Consider the following 15,247-nt stretch of genomic DNA (forward strand, 5'->3'; position numbering starts at 1 on the left):
AACTAAAAACCAGTAACTGACGACCAGCTATGAGGTACCGAGTTTGTCCCGTCCCGCCAGCACTGTCCCGCCCGGAAGACCCCAGCAACGACGAGGCGCATTGACGCCGACGTTGATTGTGGTGGCCTTGATCGTGGTCGGCTTCATTTTCTTCGCCAATGTCTGGACGGACGTCCTCTGGTACCAGCAGCTGGGCTACTTCGAAGTTTTCCTGACCGAGAACCTGGCACGCATCGCCATCTTCCTGGCCGGCTTCGCCATCATGTTCGCCGCCGTCTTCTTCGCCATCCGCATCGCCTACCATGCGCGCCCGGTGTACGCACCGGACTCGGACATCCGCGACAACCTGAACCGCTACCAGGTCCAGCTTGAACCGGTCCGACGCGTCGTTATGATCGGCCTGCCCATCCTCTTCGGACTGTTCGCCGGAAGCGCCGCCGCCAGTCAATGGCAGAGGGTGCTCTTGTTCCTGAATCAGGAACCTTTCAACCAAAACGATCCGCAGTTCGGGCTCGACATCAGCTTCTACCTGATGACCCTGCCGTTCCTGGGCTTCGTCACCGGTTTCCTGATCAGCGTCACCATCGTCGCCGGCGTCGCCGGCATCCTGACGCACTACCTCTACGGCAGCATCCGGATCATGGAACGCGGCATCTTCACCAGCCGTGCGGCGCAGATCCATCTCGCCGTCACCGGTGCCGCCTTCCTGCTCCTGCTGGGCGCCAACTTCTGGCTGGACCGCTACGCATCCGTCCAGAACAGCGGCGGCCGCTGGGCCGGTGCGCTGTACACAGACGTCAACGCCGTCATTCCCACTAAATCCATCCTGGCCGTGGCCGCGATCCTCGTCGCCGTGCTGTTCGTCGTTGCCGCAGTGATCGGCAAGTGGCGGCTCCCTGTCATCGGCACCGCCATGCTGGTCATCACCTCCATCCTGGCCGGCGGCGTCTACCCCTGGGTGATCCAGCAGTTCCAGGTCCGCCCCTCGGAGCAGACGCTCGAGAAGCAGTACATCGAGCGGAACATCAGCATGACCCGCTCGGCCTACGGTCTGGATAAGGTCCAGGAGACGGTGTATAACGCCACCACCAACGCCACCACGGGCGCCCTGGCCCCTGACGCGCAGACCACGGCCAACATCCGCCTGCTTGACCCCAACCTGATCTCAGACGCGTTCTCCCAGCTCGAGCAGTACCGCCCCTACTACCAGTTCCCCAGCGCACTGAACGTGGACCGCTACGAGATTGACGGGAAGATCCAGGACACGGTCATTGCGGTCCGCGAGCTCAACCCCGACGGCCTGAGCGCCAACCAGCAGTCCTGGTTGAACCGCCACGTTGTCTACACCCACGGCTACGGCGTCGTCGCCGCCAAGGGCAACAAGTTCACCGTCGACGGCAAGCCCGAGTTCCTGCAGTCCGGAATCCCGTCCACAGGCGTTCTCGGCGATGATTCGACCTACCAGCCGCGGGTCTACTTCGGCGAAGACTCGCCCGACTACTCAATCGTCGGCGCCCCCGATGGTGCCCCGAACCGCGAGCAGGACCGGCCCGCCGCCAAGGAAGGCGGGGGCGAAACGCAGTACACCTTCACCGGCGACGGCGGCCCGAACGTGGGCAGCTTCTTCAACAAGGTTCTCTACTCGATCAAGTTCCAGTCCTCGGACCTGCTGCTCTCCGACGGTGTGAACGCCGAGTCGCAGATCCTTTACGACCGAAACCCCCGGGAACGCGTCGAAAAGGTTGCCCCGTACCTCACCGTGGACGGCAACGCCTACCCCGCCGTCGTCGACGGCCGGGTGAAGTGGATCGTGGACGGCTACACCACCAGCCAGTACTACCCGTACTCCCAGCAGGAGCAGCTGTCCGAGGCCACGGCTGACTCGCAGACCACTGCGGGGCGGACAGCCTCCCTGCCGAACACCTCCGTCAACTACATCCGCAACTCGGTCAAGGCCACTGTGGACGCCTACGACGGAAAGGTGACCCTGTATGCCTGGGACGATCAGGACCCGGTGCTGAAGGCGTGGCAGAACATCTTCCCGACCTCGCTCAAGCCGTTCTCGGAAATGTCCGGGGCGCTTATGAGCCACGTCCGCTACCCGGAGGATCTGTTCAAGGTCCAGCGGGAACTCCTGGGCCGCTATCACGTGACCCAGGCGGACAACTTCTACACGAACAACGACGCCTGGAGCGTGCCGAACGATCCGACCGTACAGAGCGACGTAAAGCAGCCCCCGTACTACATGTCCTTGAAAATGCCTGACCAGGACAAGCCGGCCTTCCAGCTGACCTCCTCCTTCATTCCGCAGGTGGTCAACGGAAACGCCCGCAACGTGCTCTACGGCTTCCTGGCCGCCGACTCCGATGCCGGCAAGGAGAAGGGCGTAAAGGCAGAGAGCTACGGCCAGCTCAGGCTCCTGCAGATCCCGCCGGAGACCAACGTCCCCGGCCCCGGCCAGGCGCAGAACAAGTTCAACTCCGACCCCACGGTCTCGCAGGCGTTGAACCTGCTGCGCCAGGGTGCGTCGGCAGTGCTCAACGGCAACCTGCTGACACTGCCGGTTGGCGGCGGCATGGCGTACGTCCAGCCGGTCTACCTGCGGTCCACGGGTGAAACCTCGTACCCCACGCTGCAGCGCGTCCTGGTGGCATTTGGTGACAAGATCGGTTTCGCGCCCACCCTGGATGAGGCCCTGAACCAGTTGTTCGGCGGTGCGTCGGGAGCGAGCGCCGGCGACTCGGCCAACAACGGAAGGACGCCCGCCGCGCCAGCGCCGGGCGGCACCCCGTCCGCACCGGGCAGCACCGACGCCAAGGCGGAGCTCAAGGCAGCCCTGGACGAGGCGAACGCCGCCATCAAGGCGGGCCAGGAGGCCCTCGCGAAGGGCGACTTCGCCGCCTACGGCGAGGAGCAGCGGAAGCTCTCGGCGGCCCTGCAGCGGGCCATTGACGCCGAAGCCAAGATCGCGGCGGCGGCACCGGCTCCCGCTCCGGTACCGGATGCCACGACGCCGGCGCCCACCCCGGCCCCGACGCCCAGCAGCTGATGCACAGCTAAAGGACACACGGTTGAAGGCCGGGTCCGCGCTCCTCTGGGGGCGGGAACCCGGCCTTCGGCATTCCCGGACCGTACTGTGTCGCAGCCGACGGCTGCACGGCGCGGCGCCGGGAGACGCACATCACGCCACCTCGATTTGGCCTCATGTTCACCGGCAGGTAGAGTTGATCTTGCGACGCGGGGTGGAGCAGTTCGGTAGCTCGCTGGGCTCATAACCCAGAGGTCACAGGTTCAAATCCTGTCCCCGCAACTGAAAAGAAGGTCCGGAACACTGGAAACAGTGTCCCGGACCTTCTGCTTTAAGCCGGCAGTTTAGGCCGGCAGGGGGCAGTTCGGGCGACGGCATGGCGGTCGCCCGGGCGACGGATCAGGCGGTGGCTCGGACGGCGCCAAAAGTAGGGTAGTGTTGATCAAGCGACGCGGGGTGGAGCAGTTCGGTAGCTCGCTGGGCTCATAACCCAGAGGTCACAGGTTCAAATCCTGTCCCCGCAACTGAAGAAGAAAAGAAAGGCCCGGATCTGCTGATCCGGGCCTTTCTTGTTGTCCCGGTTTGCCTGAGTCCTGTCGCCTGAGTCCTGCCGGGACCCTGCGCCGCCGGCCCCTGGCGCCGCCGGCCCCGGGCGCCGCCGGTCTCGCCCGCTGCGGTCCGGGGGCACTTTGACACGGACACGCCGCGGAGGCCGACCTCAGGGCAGGAAATCGTGTCCAAAGGCGCCCCCGACGGCGAGCGGCAGTAGCTGCGGCCGGTCAGGCGGAGAGCGCCTCAGGCGTCCTTGAGCCGCTGGTACGTCTCCAGCGCCCGGGCGCGGGACTCCGGCAGCCCGACCACCGGGTCCGGGTAGCCGGCTGCCGCACCGTTGGCCTTCCACGGCTCGTGGATCGCCTTGTCGTCCAGCCCGGACAGCTCCGGGAGGAACTCGCGCAGGTAACGGGCGCCGGCGTCGAACTTCTTGCTCTGGGTGACGGGATTGAAAATCCGGAAGTAGGGCGAGGCGTCGGCGCCGGACCCGGCCACCCACTGCCAGTTCGCGGGGTTGCTCGCGGCGTCGGCGTCCACCAGCGTGTCCCAGAACCAGGCCTCGCCGAGCCGCCAGTCGGCCAGGAGGTTCTTGACCAGGAAACTCGCGGCGGCCATCCGGACCCGGTTGTGCATCCAGCCGGTCTGCCAGAGCTGCCGCATGCCGGCGTCGACCAGGGGATAGCCGGTGCGGCCCTGCTGCCAGGCCCCGAGTTCGGCGTCCGACGGCGTCTGCCAGGCGAAGCGGTCAAACTCGGGCCGGTAGTTGCGGGTGGCCAGCTCCGGGTTCTCGTACAGCAGCTGCCAGCAGAATTCCCGCCAGCCGAGTTCGGACCGGAAGATCCCGACGTCGGCCGGCGCCGCGGGCCCGAAGCGTTCGCGCAGTGTGTGCCAGATCCGGAACGGGCTGATTTCGCCGAACCGCAGATGGGGGGAGAGCCGGCTGGTCCCTTCGACGCCCGGGGTGTCCCGTCCGTTGCCGTAGTCCTCCGCCGGGCCGTCGAGGAAGTCCTCAAGCCGTTCGTGGGCCCCGGCTTCCCCGGGCTGCCAGGTGTCCGCGAGGCCTGCACTCCAGTCCGGCGTGCGGGGGAGCAGCCCCCAGCTGTCGAGGTCGTCGCCGGCGGGGAGTCCACCGTCCGCGTCCGCAGCAGGCGCCGGGAGGCGCTCCGGGACGTCCAGGGGGAGCCGGGGCTCCGGGGCATCCAGGCAGGCCCGCCAGAAGGGCGTGAAGACCTTGTACGGCCCGCCCGCCCCGGTCCGCACCGTCCACGGCTCAAACATCAGGTTCGCCTGGAAGCTGGAAGCAGTGAGGCCCTGGTCAGCGGCCCAGGTTTTGACGCCGGCGTCCACCTCGCGTTCAGGCCCCCCGTAGCGGCGGTTCCACAGCAGCGTCGAGGCCCCGGTTTCCATGGCGAGCTCACGGATGATGCCCGCAGCCTCGCCACGGCGCAGCAGCAGGCGTGATCCTGCGGCCTCCAGGCCGGCGGCGAGGTCCGCCAGGGAGTGGTGCAGCCACCATTTCGTGGCGCCGCCGAGGGGACGCACACCGGGGGAGGACTCGTCGAGGATGTACACCACGGTCAGCGGCTGGCCCAGTGTGGCCGCCTCGCTCAGGGCAGGGTTGTCGTCCAGCCGGAGATCGTCGCGGAGCCAGACAAGGGTCGAAGACAGGGATCCCGAAGACATGGATCAACGGTACACGCGCAACCGCCGTGCCCGGGACGGCAGGAGACCGGCTGCCCGGCAGGACACAGCAGAGGCCGGGCCCGGTGACCGTCTACCGACGGTCCCGGGCCCGGCCTCAGCAGTTATCCGGCGCCCACAGCCCGGCGGAAGCCCGCCGGGGGAGTGCTTAGAGCTTGTCGAAGTCGGCTTCGTCGACCGTCGAGCCGGCTGCCCGGCCCTCGCCGGCGCCGATGGCGGCGGGGGAGCCGCCGGACTTCAGCGCGGCAAGCCGCGCCTCGATCTCTGTCTGCTCGCCGAGGTCCTCCAGCGAGTTGAACTGTGCGTCCAGGCTGGACGCGGCAAGTTCCTGCTGGCCGCGGACCTTGGCCTCCTCGCGGCGGATCTTCTCTTCGAAGCGGCCCACCTCGGACGTGGGATCCATGAAGTCGATGCTCTTGAGGGCATCGTGCACCTGGGACTGGGCAGCCGCGGTCTTGGACCGCGCCACCAGCTCGTTGCGCTTGCTGGTGAGCTCGTTGAGCTTGCCCTTCATCTGGTCCAGGCCGTGCTTGAGCTTGTCCACGACCTCGGACTGCGAGGCGATGCTCGGCTCGGCGGACTTCGCCTCGTTCTCCGCGGACATCTGGCGCTGCAGCGCCACCTTGGCCAGGTTGTCGAACTTCTCGGCGTCGGTGATGTCACCCTTGGCGCGGTACTCGTCGGCCTTGCGGGAGGCTGCGAGGGCCTTGTTGCCCCAGTCCTTGGAGTTCCGGATGTCTTCGTTGTAATCATCCTGGAGCATGCGCAGGTTGCCGATGGTCTGGGCCACTGCGGCCTCGGCTTCGGCGATGTTGTTGGTGTAGTCCCGGACCATCTGGTCCAGCATTTTCTGCGGGTCCTCGGCCTGGTCCAGCAGGGAGTTGATGTTGGCCTTCGCCAGCTGCGCCATGCGGCCGAAAATGGACTGCTTCATGGTGATACCTTTCGTCCTGCTCAGTGGGTTCCCACTGAATTCGGTGAACTATGTACGTATTGCTTCTATCCGCCGTTCGGAGCGTTCCCCCTGGCGCCTAGTCTGTGTCTGCGGCCGGTGGCGGCTTGCTAGAAGTCGCCGCCGCCGCCGAAGTCTCCGCCCCAGCCGCCGCCGGCGTCACCGCCGCCGCCCCAGCCGCCGCCGGAATCGCCGCCGCCGCCCCAGCCGCCGCCGCCGCCACCACCGCCGCCATGCAGGATGGAGTTGATCAGGATGCCGCCCAGGATGGCGCCACCCAGGCCGCCGCCACCTCCGCCGCCGAACATCCCGCCACGGCCGTAGCCCTGGTTGGCGTAGCCCCCGAAATGGTCGACGTCGGACTGGGCCAGCTGCGCTGCCTGCGCCGCCAGCGCGTGCGCCTGCTGGGCGTACTGCAGGGCGGTGACAGGGTCGGTGCGCGAGATCGACAGTGCGTAGTCCAGGTTCCGCTGGGCCTCGGCCAGGCGGGTCCGGGCTTCGGTGCCCACGCCGCCGCGGCGGGCGGTGATGTAGTCCGAGGTCGCGCTGATCTGCGCCTGCGCAGACATGATGCTCTGCTGCAGCGAGGCCTGCGCGCGGCGGGCCTGGTCCTGCTGGTCGCGGATGCCGGACAGGGCCTCGTCCAGGGACTGGTGCGCCGTCTCGACCCGTTCCAAAGTAGCGATCGGATCGATCTTGCCGGCCTGGATGTCGGCCTTGACCCGTGCCAGCGATGCCTCCACCGCGGCGACGGGACCGGCAAGTTCCGGGTGCGCTCCGGACTGGATGAGGGCCTTGGCCTGGGCCAGGTCCTGCGAGGTGTCGACGACGGCGGACTCAAGGCCGTTGCGGGCCTCATCGAGGTTGCCTGCGACCTTGGTGATTGCGCCGATCAGCACGTTCGTCTGGTGCAGGCTCTCTTCGGCCGCCCGTACGGCGACGGCGGCGAGGCTGCCTTCGCCGGCGCTGAGCTTCTCCTGGGCCGTGACGGAGGCGTTCTGCACGAAGGCCAGCCGTTCCTTGGCCTGGTTAATGTTGTCGCCGACCTGCACAAGCGCGCTCTCGGCATACTTGGCGCGCAGCTCGGCGAGCGACTGCTCGGCGCTGGCGATCTTGGCTTCGGCCTCGCTGGCACCGGCGCTGACCGCGGCAAGGGCCTGCGGGGCGTTCTTCTCGAGCTCGCGGAGTGAATCGAAGTCCGCCTTCTGCTCCTGGAGGGAGCCGAGGGCCGCCTCGGAACGGCGGATGATCTCGCCGAGCCAGGTCCGCTGCTGCTCCTCGGTATCGGGGATGTGGTCATCCAGCTGCTGCTGCAGCTTGAAGGACTCGGACATGTGGCCCTTGGCGTCCTCCAAAGCCTTCGTGAAGTTCCCGACGGCGGCGTCGCCGTACTGTGCCTGCGCGAAGCCAAGCTCCTGCTCGCTGGATTTGATGGCGTCGTCGGCCTCGATCAGCAGTGAGCCGCTCTTGCGGCGCAATTCCTCGACGGTGAGTCCGGCGAGCGGATCCAGCTCGGCGCCCTGCGCTCCGGCGCCGGCTCCCGACCCGGCTGCGGCTTTCTTCCGCCGGTTGCGGAGGTAGAGGTAGGCGCCTGCGCCGCCCGCTGCAACGACGCCGACGCCGACCAGCACGGCGCTGCCCGCGCCGCCCTCGGACGGGACGGTGCCCTTGCCGCCGCCGGCGGCGTCGCCGATTGCCGCGGCGCTGTCGATGGCGGCCTGCGCATAGTTCCCTTCGCGGAGGTTCGGGTCGACTGCACTTTTCACGATGGTGTCGCGCTGGGCGTCCGTGATCTTGCTGTTGGCGGGCTTGCTCAACAGGTACTGTCTCGTATCCGTGGCAACCGTCAGCAGCATGGCGTTGGCACCGAGGCTCGCCTTGTCCGCCACCGCTTTAGCCCACTCAAATCGGTCGGTGGGGTTTTCGAACTTCTTCACATAGACGACGTGGTAGGTCATCGCGTGGTCGGTGCCGAGCTGCTTGATGGCCTGTTCGACTTCGCCCGTCCGGTCGCCCAGGACTCCGGCGGAGTCCACGACCTTCGTTACGGGGTCGAGTGTCACCGGATCTTCGGCGAGGGCCGGAGCGGCAGGAAGCGCCAGCAGTCCGACGACGCCAAGAACGGCGAGGAAACGTTTATAGGTAGACCGCATGTGCAACCCTTCAGCACTTCTGCGACCAGTTCGGGCCGAACCGGTCGTCACAGAATGCAGCAGCGCCCCCACGCAGATGTAAAGCCGCAGGTCGCTGTGGCGATTCCATTTGATTCTATGGTGCACCCAATGGACCGTCCACCGGCGGGAATATGCCACCAGCGAAAAGCGCTGAACGGCCGACGGCGCCGTCGGGAAGGCACCGGAAGTGGCCCCGTCCGGATGCACAGCAACCTCCCAGCAAACGTGTGCCCTAGTCTCAGTGAAATCGTCCATAGTTAATGAAGACGAGGATGAAAGGAAGTCTTATGACTGAGAACCCAGCGCAGGGCGCTTCACCAGAGAACCGGGAGCCGGCCACGCCGAACGAGGGGCCTTCAGGGCACCCGCAGGCTGCCCCCGCGCCGGACTCAGCGCCCGAGAATCCGACCCTCCGGATGGACCGTGCCGCGGACAACCCCCCGCAGCCGGTTTACCCGCAGCACCAGCCGTCTTACGGCCGGCCCCCGGCACCGGAAACCCAGCAGTTCGGTGCACCGCCGGGTCCCGCCCAGCAGGGCCAGCCGAACCCGCAGCACACCCCCGGCTACGGCCAGGCAGCCGGGAGCTCCGCCTTCGGGCAGTCCCAGCAGCCGCAGGGCCAGTACGCGAACGCCCAGCACAACCTGGGTTCCTTCGGCCAGCCGCAGCACGGCGGCTTTGGCGGCAACCAGCCCGGTTCCCCCTACGCCTCCAACCCGGCCCACGCCCCGAAGCGCAAAGCCGCGTTCGGTGTTCCCACCCTCGTCGCCAGCATTCTTGCCGCCGGCCTCGTCGGCGGCGGCGTCGTCGCCGGGACCACGCAACTGCTGGGGGATCAGGCTGTCACGTCCACGGGGTCGAGCAACAGCAGCCAGGCCGGCCCCGTCATCGTGAACAACAGGGAAGACGTGAACGCCATCACCGCCGCTGCCCTGAAGGCCACGCCCAGCGTCGTGACCATCAAGGCAACGAACGGCAGCGAGGGCGGCACCGGCTCCGGCATCATCCTTGACGGTGAAGGCCACGTCCTTACCAACACCCACGTCGTCACCCTCGACGGCACGGCGGCCAACGCCGCGATCGAAGTACGCATGAGTGACGGCAAGGTCTACAGCGCCGAGATCGTCGGCACGGATCCGCTGTCGGACCTCGCGGTAGTCAAGATCCAGAACGGCTCCGGGCTCGTCCCGGCAGTCCTGGGCGATTCCGGCAAGCTGAACGTCGGTGACACCGCTGTCGCCATCGGTTCGCCCCTCGGCCTCACCGGGACCGTCACGGACGGCATCGTGTCGACCCTGAACCGCACCATCAGCGTTGCCTCCTCGGCAGCTCCCAAGCAAGGCGAGGACAACTCACAGGGCGGCGGCGGCCAGGGCTTCCAGTTCGCACCGCCGGACGGCGGGCAGGGCCAGAGCACCGCCAACCAGGGAAGCATCTCCATCAACGTGATCCAGACGGACGCGGCCATCAACCCCGGCAACTCCGGCGGCGCCCTCGTCAACACCAAGGGCGAGATTATCGGCGTGAACGTCGCCATCGCGTCGGCCGGCGGCGACTCTTCAAGCAGCGGCAACATCGGCGTCGGCTTCAGCATCCCGATCAACCACGCCAAACGCGTCGCCCAGGAGATCATCAGCACCGGCAAGGCCACCCACGGCCAGTTCGGCGTGAGCGTGAAGCAGAAGACCGCGAGTTCCTCGGGTTCCGGGTTCTCCGTCGGGGCAGAGGTCGCCACGGTCGAGCCCGGCTCCGCCGCAGAGAAGGCCGGCGTCAAGGTCGGAGATGTCGTGACGAAGTTCCAGGACCTCACCATCAGCGACCCGAACCAGCTGACGGCAGCCGTGCGGGAGCAGCCCGCCGGAGCCACGGTAAAGGTCACCGTCCTCCGCGGCGGCAAGGAGCAGCAGCTTGATGTGACCCTCGGCACTGCCGCCGAACAGTAACAGGCATCAGCAGCAGCGCACAGCGCACAAATCCGAAGGCCGGGCCGCTCCAAAAGGAGCGGTCCGGCCTTCGGCGTACTGCGTTATGCCGTGCCCCGTTGTGCGCTGACACAGGCGTTAACCCAAGCCGCGCCGGCCGCCCCCGATATGGTTAGCTAGGAGAAACCCGGCACACCCGGAACTCCGTGGCCACGACCCCTCCCGGCTGGCTGTCCACCCGCATGGAAGGCTGCTGTAAACACAGTGGAAGAGACCTTGAAGATCATCGTGCTGGTCAAGCACGTCCCTGACACTCAGTTCGACCGGCACCTCACCGGCGAGGGTAACACGACGGACCGCTCCGAGAGCATCCTCTCCGAACTGGACGAGTACGCCCTCGAGGCTGCACTCCAGCTGATCGAGGCCCGCGGCGGGGAGGCCGCAGGCAACAAAGTCATCGCCCTGAGCATGGGTCCCGCCGGCGCGGTCAACGCCGTGAAGAAGTCCCTGCAGATTGGCGCCAGCGAAGGCGTCCACCTCACCGACGACGCACTGGCCGGATCCGACGCCGCCGCCACGTCCCTGGCCCTGGCCGCAGCCATCCGCCACCTCGGCGCGGACACCCCCGCCGACCTCATCATCACCGGCATGGCCTCCACCGACGGCGAGACCTCTCTGGTGCCGGCCCAGCTCGCCGAGCGCCTGGACCTGCCGCAGGTCACGTTCGCGTCTTCGCTGGAGCTCGACGGCGCCCGGCTCACCGCCCGCCGCGACGGCGACACCCACGCCGATACCGTCGAGGCGACGCTGCCTGCCCTCGTCTCGGTCACAGACCAGATCAACGACCCCCGGTACCCGAACTTCAAGGGCATCATGGCGGCGAAGAAGAAAACCATCACCACGCTGGCACTCGCCGATATCGGCGTCGACTCCGCGCAGGTCGGACGGGCCGGCTCCTGGACCGCCGTCGACTCCGCAGAGGCGCGCCCGGCGCGCACCGCGGGCACCATCATCACCGACGAGGGCGACGCCGGCATCAAGCTGGTTGACTTCCTGGCCGCCCAGAAGCTGCTCTAAGGGGATTCTCAGACATGGCAAAAGTACTGGTATTCATTGACACCCCCGGCCAGGCCCTGAAGAAGGCCAGCCTGGAGCTGCTCACCATTGCCCGTTCCCTGGGTGAGCCTGCGGTCGCGTTCACCGGCGACCTGCACGACGACGTCGCGGCCACCCTGGCCGCGTACGGCGTCCAAGCGCTGTACCGGCCCTCCTCGGCGGACCTCGACGACTACCTCGTGGGTCCCAAGGCGTCCTATCTTGCCGCCGCGGTGCTGACCGCGGATGCCACGATCGTCCTGACCGAGAACTCGGCGGAGGCCAAGGAGATCGCGGCGCGGCTGGGCATCAAGCTCGGCGCCGGCGTCATCACCGACGTCGTTGCCGTGGACACGGACGGAACGGCGCACAAGTCCGTGCTGGCCGGTTCCTACACCACCACGGCGAAGGCCACGACTCCGGTCGCGGTCCTGACCGTCAAATCCAACAGCGTCACTCCGGAGCCCGCCGTCACCGGCACCGCGCCGGCAACGGTCACCGTCGAGGTGCCGGCGACTGCCGCAGCGGCTTCGGCACGGATCACCTCCCGCACCGAGAAGGCCGTGAGCGGCCGCCCCGACCTCTCCGAGGCCCGGATCGTGGTGGCCGGCGGCCGCGGCGTGGACGGCAACTTCGGGCCCGTCGAGGACCTGGCCGACGCCCTCGGTGCGGCCATCGGCGCCTCGCGCGCCGCAACGGACGCCGGCTGGATCGGCCACGACGCCCAGATCGGCCAGACTGGAAAGACGGTGTCGCCCCAGCTGTACGTCTCCGCAGGCATCTCGGGGGCCATCCAGCAGAAAGCCGGCATGCAGACCGCCAAGGTGATCGTTGCCGTCAACAAGGATGCCGAGTCACCGGTCTTTGAGATCGCCGACTTCGGCATCGTGGGGGACCTCTTCCAGGTCCTGCCGCAGGCCACCGAAGAAATCAAGAAGCGCAGGGGCTGAGTCCTTGAACACCTTCGCCACACAGGCGCAAAGCCCGTTCGATCCGGAGCGCCACCGGATCGGGCGGGTGCTTTGTTTCACTGCCCACCCGGACGACGTCGACTTCGGCGCCGCCGGCACGATCGCCGCCTGGACCGCCGCCGGCGTCGAGGTCAGCTATTGCATCATGACCGACGGCGACGCCGGCGGCTTCGACCCCGCGCAGCGTGACGAGATCGTCCGGCTGCGGAACGAGGAGCAGCGCCGCGCCGCGGCCCTCGTCGGGGTGACCGACATCCACTACCTGCACGAGCGCGACGGCTACCTCGAGCCCTCGCACGACGTGATCCGTGAAGTGGTGCGCCTGATCCGGCAGCTCCGGCCCGACGTCGTGCTCTCGATGCACCCCGAACGGAACTGGAACCGGCTCCAGAAGAGCCATCCTGACCACCTCGCCGTGGGCGAGGCGGTGACCCGGGCCGTGTACCCGGCCCTGGAGAACCCGTTTGCGTACCCGGAGCTGGCCGAAGCCGGGCTGGAGGCCTACAAGCTGCCGTGGCTGTGGCTTTTCGCCGGACCGGAAGAACGCGAAAACCACGTCGTCGACGTCACCGACCATGTCGAGGCCAAACTCGCCGCGATCCACATCCATGTCAGCCAGCACCCCGACATCGAGGCCATGGACCGCACCGTCCGCGGGTTGATGGTCCGCACCGCAGAGCGCGGCGGGCTCCCGGCCGGCCGCAGTGCCGAGGCGTTCCACGTCGTGGCAGTCAACGGCGCCGGGACGATCGCCGGCTTCTAGTGTTGCCCCCTGCGGCCCTTCTCCCATAAGCTGGAATCTGTTTAAATCATATTTATTGAGGAAGGCAGACTTTAATGGTGAAGACTGCGCAGCACCCCGTACTCGTCATCATGGGCGTCTCGGGATCCGGAAAGTCAACCGTGGCCGGCCTGCTGGCCGGCCGGCTGGGCTGGGACTTTGCGGAGGGCGACGATCTGCACCCCGCATCGAATGTGGCGAAGATGCACGCCGGCCAGCCCCTGACCGACGAGGACCGCTGGCCCTGGCTGGAAAGCATCGCCGGATGGATCCGGCAGCACACCGAGACCGGCACCCCCGGCATCGTCACCTGCTCGGCGCTCAAGAAGCGCTACCGGGATGTCCTGCGCGGCGAAGGCGTGGTGTTCGTCTTCCTCGACGGCAGCAGGGACCGGATCTCGGACCGGCTGGCGACCCGGCACGGGCACTTTATGCCCGCAGCCCTGCTTGAATCGCAGTTCGAGGCGCTCGAAGCCCCCACGCCTGAGGAAAACTCCATCACGCTGAGCGTCAGCTCGGCGCCCTCGGAGGAAGCGCAGGAGATCATCGACCGGCTCCACCTCGACGGCGCGGACGCCAGGCCCTGAGCCTCTCCCGCGTTCTGCCGTCACCAAGGAAATTTTTGTGAAATCACTGATAGCAATGCAGCTTCCGGCTGCCGTTGAGGCCGGGACCGGCGTCAACACCCAACTACTGCTCATCGCGGGCCTGGGCATCGTCCTCCTCGTCGTGCTGATCGCCAAATTCAAGTTCCACCCCTTCCTGGCCCTAATTCTGGGGTCAGGGTTCGTCGGCCTCGCCGCTGGCGTCGAACCCGCGAAGGTGATTGCCAACTTTGAGGACGGTGTAGGCGGTGTCCTGAAGGAAGTTGGCCTGCTGGTAGCGCTCGGCGCGATGCTGGGCAAGCTGCTGGCTGACTCCGGCGGCGCCAACCGGGTGGTCGACACCCTGCTGGCCAAGGCCACCGGAAACAAGCTGGTCTGGTCCATTACGCTCGTCGCCGTGATCATCGGTCTGCCGATGTTTTTCGAAATCGGGCTCGTCCTGCTGCTGCCGGTGATCGTGCTGGTCACGCAGCGTTCCAAAATGCCGCTGATGCGCATCGCCATCCCGGCCCTGGCCGGCCTGTCCGTGCTGCACGGACTGGTGCCACCGCACCCGGGACCCCTGATCGCCATCAGCGCCGTTAAGGCTGAACTGGGCACCACCCTGGCCCTCGGCATCATCGTTGCCATCCCTACGGTGATCATCTGCGGCCCTCTGTTCTCCCGCCTGGCGGCCCGGTGGGTGCCTGTGGGCGCCCCCGCCGTCGCCGGCGGCGTTGATACCGTGCACGGAGCGGACATGGAGGGCGTCAAACGCCCGCCGAGCTTCCTCGTCACGCTATTGACCATCCTCTTCCCGGTGGTCCTCATGCTGCTCAAGGCGGTCATGGACATCATCTGGCCCGACCCCAAGACTGCGCCGGCCATCCGGACCTTCTTTGACTTCGTCGGGCAGCCGCTCGTCGCGATGACTTTGGCGGTCCTGCTCGCCATGGTGACCTTTGGCTACGCCGTGGGCCTCAACGGAGGCAAGATCACGAGCAAGATTGCTGCCAGCCTCGGCCCGATCGCCGGGATCCTCCTCATCGTCGGTGCCGGCGGCGGCTTCAAGCAGACGCTGATTGGCGCCGGCGTGGGCGACTCCGTGAAGGCCTGGGCAGAGGGGACGAACATGTCCGTTCTGGTGCTCGGGTTCATTGTGGCCGTTGCCCTACGCCTGGCGACAGGCTCGGCCACCGTCGCGACCGTGACAGCGGCCGGCATTGTGGCGCCGCTGGCAAGCTCGCTCACGCCGACGCACGCCGCGCTGCTGGCACTGGCGATAGGCGCCGGCTCACTGTTCTTCTCGCACGTGAACGACGCCGGATTCTGGCTGGTGAAGGAACTTTTCGGGCTCACGGTCGGCCAGACCTTCAAGACCTGGTCCGTCATGGAGACGCTAATTTCCGTAGTCAGCTTCGGCCTCGTGATGCTCCTCTCGATGATCATCTAGCCGGGTCATCGGCCCGTCATTCAGCAACGACAAA

10 protein-coding genes and 2 tRNA genes are annotated in these 15,247 nt (G+C 67.2%); 9 read left to right on the forward strand and 3 right to left on the reverse strand.

Annotation, left to right across the window (positions count from 1 at the left end; genetic code table 11):
* Positions 1-43: 43 nt before the first annotated feature.
* The 3 genes from AC1DC5_RS02800 (at position 44) to AC1DC5_RS02810 (ending at position 3,552) form a co-directional block, all read left to right on the forward strand.
* Positions 44-3,049 (forward strand): UPF0182 family membrane protein, encoded by a 3,006-nt coding sequence (locus AC1DC5_RS02800; protein WP_476864101.1) that lies wholly within the window; start codon positions 44-46, stop codon positions 3,047-3,049.
* 187 nt (positions 3,050-3,236) lie between these two features.
* Positions 3,237-3,310, forward strand: a tRNA-Met gene (locus AC1DC5_RS02805).
* Between the two features lie 168 nt (positions 3,311-3,478).
* A tRNA-Met gene (locus AC1DC5_RS02810) sits at positions 3,479-3,552 on the forward strand.
* Between the two features lie 271 nt (positions 3,553-3,823).
* On the opposite strand, the gene AC1DC5_RS02815 is transcribed toward AC1DC5_RS02810, so the two are convergent.
* From AC1DC5_RS02815 to AC1DC5_RS02825, 3 genes are all read right to left on the reverse strand, one after another.
* Entirely contained in the window at positions 3,824-5,263 is a 1,440-nt protein-coding gene (locus tag AC1DC5_RS02815) for a cryptochrome/photolyase family protein (RefSeq protein ID WP_476864102.1), read from the reverse strand.
* 166 nt (positions 5,264-5,429) lie between these two features.
* Positions 5,430-6,215 carry a PspA/IM30 family protein gene (locus AC1DC5_RS02820; protein WP_441404532.1) on the reverse strand — a complete coding sequence of 262 codons (786 nt, stop codon included), beginning with the start codon at positions 6,213-6,215 and terminating at the stop codon, positions 5,430-5,432.
* Between the two features lie 128 nt (positions 6,216-6,343).
* On the reverse strand, positions 6,344-8,386 hold the full coding sequence (locus AC1DC5_RS02825) for a TPM domain-containing protein (RefSeq protein ID WP_476864103.1): 2,043 nt from the start codon (positions 8,384-8,386) through the stop codon (positions 6,344-6,346).
* A gap of 308 nt (positions 8,387-8,694) precedes the next feature.
* Here AC1DC5_RS02825 and AC1DC5_RS02830 point away from each other — a divergent pair, with 308 nt between their 5' ends.
* The 6 genes from AC1DC5_RS02830 (at position 8,695) to AC1DC5_RS02855 (ending at position 15,213) form a co-directional block, all read left to right on the forward strand.
* Positions 8,695-10,350, forward strand: coding sequence for a S1C family serine protease (locus AC1DC5_RS02830; protein ID WP_476864104.1), 1,656 nt, complete (start codon positions 8,695-8,697; stop codon positions 10,348-10,350).
* Between the two features lie 255 nt (positions 10,351-10,605).
* The gene (locus AC1DC5_RS02835) at positions 10,606-11,406 is read left to right on the forward strand and encodes an electron transfer flavoprotein subunit beta/FixA family protein (RefSeq protein ID WP_476864165.1); all 801 of its coding nucleotides are present in this window, start codon (positions 10,606-10,608) and stop codon (positions 11,404-11,406) included.
* Positions 11,407-11,420: 14 nt separating this feature from the next.
* Positions 11,421-12,374 carry an electron transfer flavoprotein subunit alpha/FixB family protein gene (locus AC1DC5_RS02840; protein WP_476864105.1) on the forward strand — a complete coding sequence of 318 codons (954 nt, stop codon included), beginning with the start codon at positions 11,421-11,423 and terminating at the stop codon, positions 12,372-12,374.
* A gap of 4 nt (positions 12,375-12,378) precedes the next feature.
* A complete protein-coding gene (locus tag AC1DC5_RS02845) occupies positions 12,379-13,158 on the forward strand; it encodes a PIG-L deacetylase family protein (RefSeq protein ID WP_476864106.1) in 780 nt (259 codons plus the stop codon).
* 74 nt (positions 13,159-13,232) lie between these two features.
* Positions 13,233-13,763, forward strand: coding sequence for a gluconokinase (locus AC1DC5_RS02850; protein ID WP_476864107.1), 531 nt, complete (start codon positions 13,233-13,235; stop codon positions 13,761-13,763).
* A gap of 55 nt (positions 13,764-13,818) precedes the next feature.
* On the forward strand, positions 13,819-15,213 hold the full coding sequence (locus tag AC1DC5_RS02855; RefSeq protein ID WP_441404701.1) for a GntT/GntP/DsdX family permease: 1,395 nt from the start codon (positions 13,819-13,821) through the stop codon (positions 15,211-15,213).
* The last annotated feature ends 34 nt before the right edge of the window (positions 15,214-15,247 follow it).

This window comes from Arthrobacter sp. 10L424, assembly GCF_056395325.1.

Coding starts and splice junctions, on each gene's coding strand:
- AC1DC5_RS02815 (WP_476864102.1), bottom strand. CDS start 5,263: ATGTCTTCGGGATCCCTGTCTTCGACCCTTGTCTGGCTCCGCGACGAT.
- AC1DC5_RS02820 (WP_441404532.1), bottom strand. CDS start 6,215: ATGAAGCAGTCCATTTTCGGCCGCATGGCGCAGCTGGCGAAGGCCAAC.
- AC1DC5_RS02825 (WP_476864103.1), bottom strand. CDS start 8,386: ATGCGGTCTACCTATAAACGTTTCCTCGCCGTTCTTGGCGTCGTCGGA.
- AC1DC5_RS02830 (WP_476864104.1), top strand. CDS start 8,695: ATGACTGAGAACCCAGCGCAGGGCGCTTCACCAGAGAACCGGGAGCCG.
- AC1DC5_RS02840 (WP_476864105.1), top strand. CDS start 11,421: ATGGCAAAAGTACTGGTATTCATTGACACCCCCGGCCAGGCCCTGAAG.
- AC1DC5_RS02850 (WP_476864107.1), top strand. CDS start 13,233: ATGGTGAAGACTGCGCAGCACCCCGTACTCGTCATCATGGGCGTCTCG.
- AC1DC5_RS02855 (WP_441404701.1), top strand. CDS start 13,819: ATGCAGCTTCCGGCTGCCGTTGAGGCCGGGACCGGCGTCAACACCCAA.